Raw genomic sequence first — 7996 nt, 5'->3', positions numbered from 1 at the left:
ATTAAACATCAAAGTAAATTTAACACCAAGATAAACCTTAACACCGTAGGCGTTGAGCTTGCTGACGCAAAAACACCACATCACATTTTGAAACGCGGTGGCAAGCCACTCGCCTACAAATAAGTAATAAACATCAAAGTAAATTTAACACCGAGATAAACTTTAACACCCGTAGGCGTTATGCTTGCTGACGCAAAAACACAATATGCGCGAGTTTGCCTCGCGCAGCTCTTAGCATTTAACCAACTATTCCTAACGGTTTGGCGCTTTGCCATGCACCACGGGTAAAATCGGGAATATCAATTGACGCACTACGATTACTAACTGACTGTGCCGACAGCGGCGATATAACAGACCAAGCAGCGCCGTCGTAAACATCTTGATCAAGCGCCTCACCATTACGTAAACAATAAATCATCCGCCAGAACATTAAGAAGTCCATGCCGCCATGGCCGCCGTTACGCTCTGCCTCTTCGCCCATTTTGGTCCACAGTGGGTGGTCGTATTTTTTATACCAATCAGCCATTTCATAATCCCACTCATGGAAGCTCTTCGAACCACCATCTTCCAGCGCAATACGATTTGGAAAACCAGCAAACACACCGTTAGTGCCTTGAATTAAATTATGGCGCGAGTATGGACGTGGCGTGGTGGTATCATGTTGAACCATAATACTGCGCCCTTTTACTGTTTTGATAAGCGTGGTATTCATATCGCCAGCAATATAATTAAGCTGATTACGTTGATGATCGGCTGGAAATTCTTTCTTTGCATAGGCGCTACGGCCCAGTGCCGGCGAACTCATCGAGGTTAAAAAATCAAACCGATCGCCGCGATTAATATTCATATATTGTGACACAGGGCCTAAACCGTGCGTTGGATACAAATTACCGTTTCGTTTTGCATGCCAAGCGGTACGCCAAGAACCAGTTTTATGCTCCACTTCTTTCATTTGCCAACGTAATTCATGAATATACGCCGCCTCACCATGTAGCAGCTCACCAAACACGCCTTGGCGAACCATATTCAATACCATTAACTCATCACGACCATAGTTGACATTTTCCATCATCATACAGTTCTTTTGCGTGCGCTCAGCGGTATCAACTAGTTGCCACATTTCTTCAACCGTCAATGCTAATGGCACTTCAACAAAAGCATGCTTGCCACTATTCATGGTATCGATTGCCATCGGTGCATGCCACGACCATGGCGTAGAAATAATCACAATATCAATATCATCGCGATTAAGCATTGCTTGATAGGCATTATCGGCGCCAGTATAAAGTGCAGGCTTAGCCAACCCTTTGTCAGTGAGGTAGTTAGCTGAACGCTGTAATACTTCGTCATGGGTATCACATATTGCTTTAATTTCTGTACCAGCAATATGACTCATACGCTTTACGTGGCCAAAACCACGCTGCCCTAAGCCTATAAACCCAACCCGTACTACATCCATTTTTGGCGCGACAAGGCCAATTACAGAGCGCCCTTGCGCTGGGGGAGTAATAACGCCACTTTGAGTACCCGTGGCACATCCTGAAATCACACTAGCCGCTGCCGTAGCACTCGCGGCTTTTAAAAAATCTCGACGATTAAACTGCTTCATTATTATTATCCTAGAACTAATCTAGTTTTAACTTACCTAAAACAGCTTGGGAGGTAAAGCAGATGGGGATGGATAGCATAGGAAGGGGTTAGAATTAACCCTAACTCTTGGTATTTAACCAATCTCAATCGACGATGTAGGAAATGGCTTTAGCCATGAATTTTATAAACCGCGCGGCGTAAAGCCGCGCCTACGACAACCCAAGCACCAATGCCAACCCGTAGGCAGGAGTTTACCTCGCGCAATTTTAAACGCGCCTCTTAACCTATTTGTGAATGAATCTTTTAAATCTTTCGTTCGCGGCTAAAGCCGGCTCCTACGAAAACTATTTTTGTACAAAGAGAAGTGAATGAGTGTTAGTGAGAAGATATTTCACTTCCCCCTAAAACCTACAACCTAGCCCTTTAACTGAAAAAATCACACATCTCTTAAAATAGCTTTAAGCGTGGTTTTTTTTGCGAGAATATCACGATATAAAGCAAACTGATTTTGCGCACGTTCTAAGTTATGGTTAGCATGCTTGATTGAAAAATAATGATCACCGTCAATGTAATCAGTTAAAAAACGTAGGCCAATCATAAAGGTCATTACTTTAGTGCCTAACCAAAAGCTTTGTTTTTCTTGTTCGGTAATCAAGTCTTTCAAAGGCTCTACATAACCTTTGACTACCGCTGCAAAAATCTCTTCACGCACACATACATTAGCTAAATCCGTTGAATCTTCTTGTTCAGGAGAGCAAAAAGTACGCACCATATCACCAAAATCATACAACCAATAACCAGGCATACAGGTGTCTAAATCAATCACTGCTTTGGCATCATTTGATGTATTACAAAACAGCATATTATTAATTTTAGTATCATTATGACATGGTCGAACCGGTACAATGCCCGTCAATGCTTTAAGCTCATCAATTAAGCCAAATTGCGCGAAACAAAAATCAACGTCAGCTTGGCAGCTGGCTAAGCGCTGCTGTGGATCTTTTGCAACCACAGCTTTGAGCTTTTCAGCGCGCATCGCTAAGTTATGAAAATCAGGAATAACATGATGTAGTTGCTTGGCATCAAAGTCTTCTAAAGCAACAGCAAATTGACCAAATGCATTGGCTGCAGTTTGCGCTTGTGAAGTATTTAAAACTACATCTTCACTATAACTGCCGCCAATAAATTCGAGTGCGCGCCAAACACCGTTATCACAATCAACTAAATAGTTATTTTCAACTGTAGGAACATGGCGGATGATTGCTAAATCATACTCGCCTAATTGACGTTTTTTAGTTAAATGACGTTCAATTAAACGAGCATTTTTAACTAACATATCTGGTTCAGGAAAAACCTCGGTATTTAGTTTTTGAACAACTAATGATTTTTTTGGTGCAGTTAATAGCATAGTGCTATTTATGTGACCACTACCAATTGGCTTCATGCTGATTTTTTCACTACCAAGACCAAAACTCTCAGACAAGTAAACCGCAATGGAATTTGACTTCATACTTACTTCGCTATTGTTGTGCCCTGGAAAAGGCAAGATCGGGGCTAGTTCATCCGTGACGTAATTCATATAATTTACCTGTAACATCCTGTAATTCTGATTTATAAGTCACTCCATACCACGACTCTTTTGCGCTATATATGGTAACTATTTGTTGATTAGATGTGATCGCTTGTTGAACTTGATCGGGTAAATAATACTCCATTCTGACACCGTTGTCATACTTTTGCAGAAACTCGTCAAAGCCTGCTTCTAAGCGGTCAAAAAATGTTGGCGTAATTGCCCAAAAACTCATTGATGCCAACGCATCCACGGCAATTTGCTCACGGATTCCCTGCGGGTTATCACCCATTATTTGACCGTTCTCGTGCTGAATATTTAAATACTCAACAACATCAATTAATTGGTTATTTTTAACTTGGCATACGCCTCTATTCACCCCACCTTGATCTGACAAAGTATCAATAATTGGGTAACCCACCATAGCCCAACTAGTCAGGTTTTTAAAATGTTCAGCGAGTAATAAAAATGACGACGCGCCATAATAATCATCGGCTGTGATGACGATCGCGGGGTTATGAACATGATCTTTAGCGCATAATAAAGCATGCCCGGTGCCCCAAGGCTTACTTCGCTGTTGTGCAAGTAATTGGAATTGTTCTGGCACTAAATCAATGCGTTGTTCAACCAACACAACATCAATCCCCATTGGTAAGCGCGGTAAAATCACTTGCTCAATCTCGCTGCGCACAGCCTGATTGATCACTAATACAACCTGAGTTACTCCTGCGGCAACAGCATCAGCAATACTCAACTCCATAATGGTACAACCCAACCCAGCAATCTCAGCGATTTGTTTATTGCCACCAAAACGAGAGCCCAAGCCACCCGCGAGGACAACTAAACTTAGATGATGTTTTTTCATTTTTAATCAGCTTTAACGTTTAATAAAGCTGAGTTTACCAGTTTCAACCGCCAGATCTAGCTATAGGAGCTAGGTTTTAGGGGATAGGTTCTAGCCTAGCACCTAGTCACTTCCCTAGTAGGCGTTAAGCTTGCTGACGCAAAAACACCAGAGCACATTTCAAAACGCGGTGGCAAGCCACTCGCCTACAAGTAATTAATTAAACATCAAAGTGAATTTAACACCGAGATAAACTTTAACACCGTAGGCGTTAAGCTTGCTGACGCACAAACTCCACACCACATTTAAAACGCGGTGGCAAGCCACTCGCCTACAAGTAATTAATTAAAACATCAAAGTAAAATTTAACACCGTAGGCGTTGAGCTTGCTGACGCACAAACACCGAGCCACATTTAAAACGCGGTGGCAAGCCACTCGCCTACAAGTAATTAATTAGACACCAGAGTAAAATTTAACACCCGTAGGCGTTAAGCTTGCTGACGCAAAACACCACAACACATTTTAAAACGCGGTGGCAAGCCACTTGCCTACAAGTAATTAATTAAACATCAAAGTACAACTTAACTCCCGTAGGCGTTAAGCTTGCTGACGCACAAACACCGTTCCACATTTAAAATGCGGTGGCAAGCCACTCGCCTACAAGTGAGTAATAAAACACCGAGATAAACGTTAACACCCGTAGGCGTTAAGCTTGCTGACGCACAAACTCCGAGCCACATTTAAAACGCGGTGGCAAGCCACTCGCCTACAAGTGATTTAACACCGAGATAAACGTTAACACCCGTAGGCGTTAAGCTTGCTGACGCACAAATACCACATCACATTTTGAAACGCGGTGGCAAGCCACTCGCCTACAAGTGATTAATTAGACATCAAAGTAAAATTTAACACCCGTAGGCGTTAAGCTTGCTGACGCACAAACTCCGTTCCACATTTAAAATGCGGTGGCAAGCCACTCGCCTACAAGTGATTAATTAGACATCAAGTACAACTTAACTCCCGTAGGCGTTAAGCTTGCTGACGCAAAAACACCAGAGCACATTTCAAAACGCGGTGGCAAGCCACTCGCCTACAAGTAAGTAATAAACATCAAAGTAAAATTTAACACCGTAGGCGTTGAGCTTGCTGACGCACCAACACCACGCCACATTTTGAAACGCGGTGGCAAGCCACTCGCCTACAAGTGATTAATTAAACATCAAAGTACAACTTAACACCCGTAGGCGTTGAGCTTGCTGACGCACAAAGAGAAGACAATGAGGGTAAATGCCATGGGCTTCGAGCAACGCGCTCCTAGTCACTTCCCTAGCACCTAGCCCCTTTATCTTTAACCTTTAACCTTTAACCTTTTACTCCCCCTCAAAACAAAAACGGCGGCCTAAGCCACCGTTTAATCATCAAACTAATAAAAACTAATTACCAAATTTTTACGCGATCAGCTGGTTTAATATACATTTTATCGCCTTCTTTTACGTCAAACGCTTGATAAAACTCAGGCATATTCGACAAGATACCGATCACGCGGTAATGGCTTGGTGAATGCGGATCTGTCATTAGGCGGTTACGTAGCTCTTCGTCACGGTATTTACGACGCCAAATTTGCGACCAACCCATAAAGAAGCGCTGATCACCGGTATAACCATCAATGACTGGCGCTTTATCGCCACCTAGCGATAACTGATAAGCAGTGAAAGCAACCGTTAGGCCACCTAAATCGCCAATATTCTCACCTAAGGTCAATTGACCATTAACACTGGCATCTGCAAATGGTTGATACTCGTTATACTGTGCAACTAACTGACCAGTGCGCTCTTCAAACTGTTTAAGGTCTGACTCGCTCCACCAATCACGTAAATTACCATCACCATCATACTTAGCACCTTGGTCATCAAAACCATGCCCTAACTCGTGACCAATTACCGCACCAATTGCACCGTAGTTAACCGCATCATCAGCTTCTAAGTTAAAAAATGGTGGTTGTAAAATTGCCGCAGGGAATACAATTTCGTTATTCACCGGGTTATAGTAAGCATTTACTGTTTGTGGTGTCATGTGCCATTCAGAACGATCCACTGGCTTGCCTAGCTTGTCAATCATATCAGCATAAGCCCATTCACTATGGCGAATATAGTTACCAACTAAATCATCCGCATTAATGCTTAACTGTGAATAGTCTTTCCAGTTATCTGGGTAGCCAATTTTTGGGGTAAATTTGTCGAGCTTTTCTTTCGCAGCAAGCTTGGTTTCAGGGCTCATCCACTCAAGATTTTCAATCGCAACGCCATAGCCTTTGATCACGTTATCAACTAACTCTTCCATGCGCGCTTTTGCTTCTGGCGGGAAATTGTCTTTAACGTACACTTTTCCTAAAATTTCACCTAACACTTCATTTGATGCATCAACGGCTTGTTTCCAAAGCGGAGTTTGCTCTTTTACGCCGCGTAATGTGGTGCTGTAAAAGTTAAAGTTTAAATCAACCAGATCTTTATCTAATATACCTGCGTAGTTACTTACTAAATGAAATTTAAGGTATTGTTGCCACGTTTCAAGGTCTGTTGCTTTATAAATATCGGCAAACTTTTCAAAGTAGCTAGGCTGACTGACGATAATATCTTGTACATTTACACCAGACGCTTTGAAGTATTCAGCAAGGTCAAACTCACCAGTTAGCTTACTTGCATCACTTACGCTCATTTTGTTATAAGACTTTGTAGCATCACGACTTTCAACACGCGTCCACTGTGCATCAGCAATACTGGTTTCAAGTGCAATAATTGCTTTAGCAGCTTCATCGGCTTTTTCTACACCTGCGCGTTTTAAAACGTCAGCAATGTAAACTTGGTACGCGGCACGAATTTTAGTGAACTTTTCGTCATCTTTTAAATAATAATCACGATCCGGTAAGCCAAGGCCTGATTGATACGCATATAATGCATTTTCACTCGAGTTCTTAGCGTCATTATTTACATACCAACCAAATGGCACCGCGCCACCTTGAATACGTATTTGCGCCATAAGTGTAACTAAATCAGACTTATTTTTAACACCATCAATAGCAGTTAACGGACCATTTAGCGGTGTTATACCTAATTCATCACGCTTGGCTTCATTCATGTAACTCTTAAAGAACGCACCTAGCTTATATTCATCAGTTCCGGCTTTAGCAGCTGTATTAGCAGCCGCTTGTTCAAGCACTGTTTTCATTGCGGCTTGAGAGTCGTCATACAATTGTGAGAATGAACCGTAATTTGATTTATCGCCAGGGATCTCAGTCGTCGCCAACCATTGACCATTAATGTGATAATAAAAATCATCCTGTGCACGGACCGACTTATCTATATTTGCTAATTCAATACCTGAATTTAACTGCTCTACTGGTGCGCTAACCACCGTGACCTCAGGCGCTTTTGTTGATTCTTGTTTTTCGCCACAACCGACTAATCCCAAAGCAAGTGCAATACTTGCCGCAGTTAGAGTTACTTTTTTCATGACTATCTCATTTGTTAGTTATCGTTTAAATATTCACCACTCAAATAAAGTACTTCGATAGAATATTCGCTATTTCCATATTAAACTTGTTCAGTGCAACAATAAACCGATGAACCAAAACAAGCGCTTTTAATATGTAACAAAGTTTGTAAGCGAGGGTTTATCACTCGCAATTTTAAGTTCACCACCGAGCAATGAAAGATATAGGTTAGAGGCAGAGACTAGCTCCATCTAACATCTAAATACAAAAGCGCGGCATAAAACCACACCTACAAGTAATTAATTAGACATCAAAGTAAATTTAACACCGAGACAAACTTTAACACCCGTAGGCGTTAAGCTTGCTGACGCAAAATACCACGCCACATTTTGAAACGCGGTGGCAAGCCACTCGCCTACAAGTAATTAATTAAACACCAGAGTAAAATTTAACACCGTAGGCGTTGAGCTTGCTGACGCACAAATACCACACCAAATTTTG

Annotated in this window: 4 protein-coding genes; all 4 read right to left on the bottom strand. The window is 42.0% G+C overall.

The window, feature by feature from the left end; all coding sequences use genetic code 11:
* Positions 1 to 238: 238 nt before the first annotated feature.
* The 4 genes from H5200_RS22320 to H5200_RS22305 all read right to left on the bottom strand — a co-directional run bounded on the left by H5200_RS22320 (position 239) and on the right by H5200_RS22305 (position 7515).
* Positions 239 to 1609 carry a Gfo/Idh/MocA family protein gene (locus H5200_RS22320; RefSeq protein ID WP_182762695.1) on the bottom strand — a complete coding sequence of 457 codons (1371 nt, stop codon included), beginning with the start codon at positions 1607 to 1609 and terminating at the stop codon, positions 239 to 241.
* A 417-nt stretch (positions 1610 to 2026) separates the two neighbouring features.
* On the bottom strand, positions 2027 to 3100 hold the full coding sequence (locus tag H5200_RS22315) for a phosphotransferase enzyme family protein (RefSeq protein WP_149980682.1): 1074 nt from the start codon (positions 3098 to 3100) through the stop codon (positions 2027 to 2029).
* A gap of 49 nt (positions 3101 to 3149) precedes the next feature.
* Positions 3150 to 4025 (bottom strand): NTP transferase domain-containing protein, encoded by an 876-nt coding sequence (locus H5200_RS22310; protein WP_182762693.1) that lies wholly within the window; start codon positions 4023 to 4025, stop codon positions 3150 to 3152.
* Positions 4026 to 5442: 1417 nt separating this feature from the next.
* Positions 5443 to 7515 (bottom strand): M13 family metallopeptidase, encoded by a 2073-nt coding sequence (locus H5200_RS22305; protein ID WP_182762691.1) that lies wholly within the window; start codon positions 7513 to 7515, stop codon positions 5443 to 5445.
* Positions 7516 to 7996: the final 481 nt, after the last annotated feature.

The sequence above is a fragment of the Pseudoalteromonas sp. SG43-7 genome (assembly GCF_014164295.1).
Classification (GTDB): domain Bacteria; phylum Pseudomonadota; class Gammaproteobacteria; order Enterobacterales; family Alteromonadaceae; genus Pseudoalteromonas; species Pseudoalteromonas rhizosphaerae.
The sequence above is the reverse complement of the archived record's forward strand: the minus strand, read 5'-3'. Positions and strand labels throughout refer to the sequence as shown.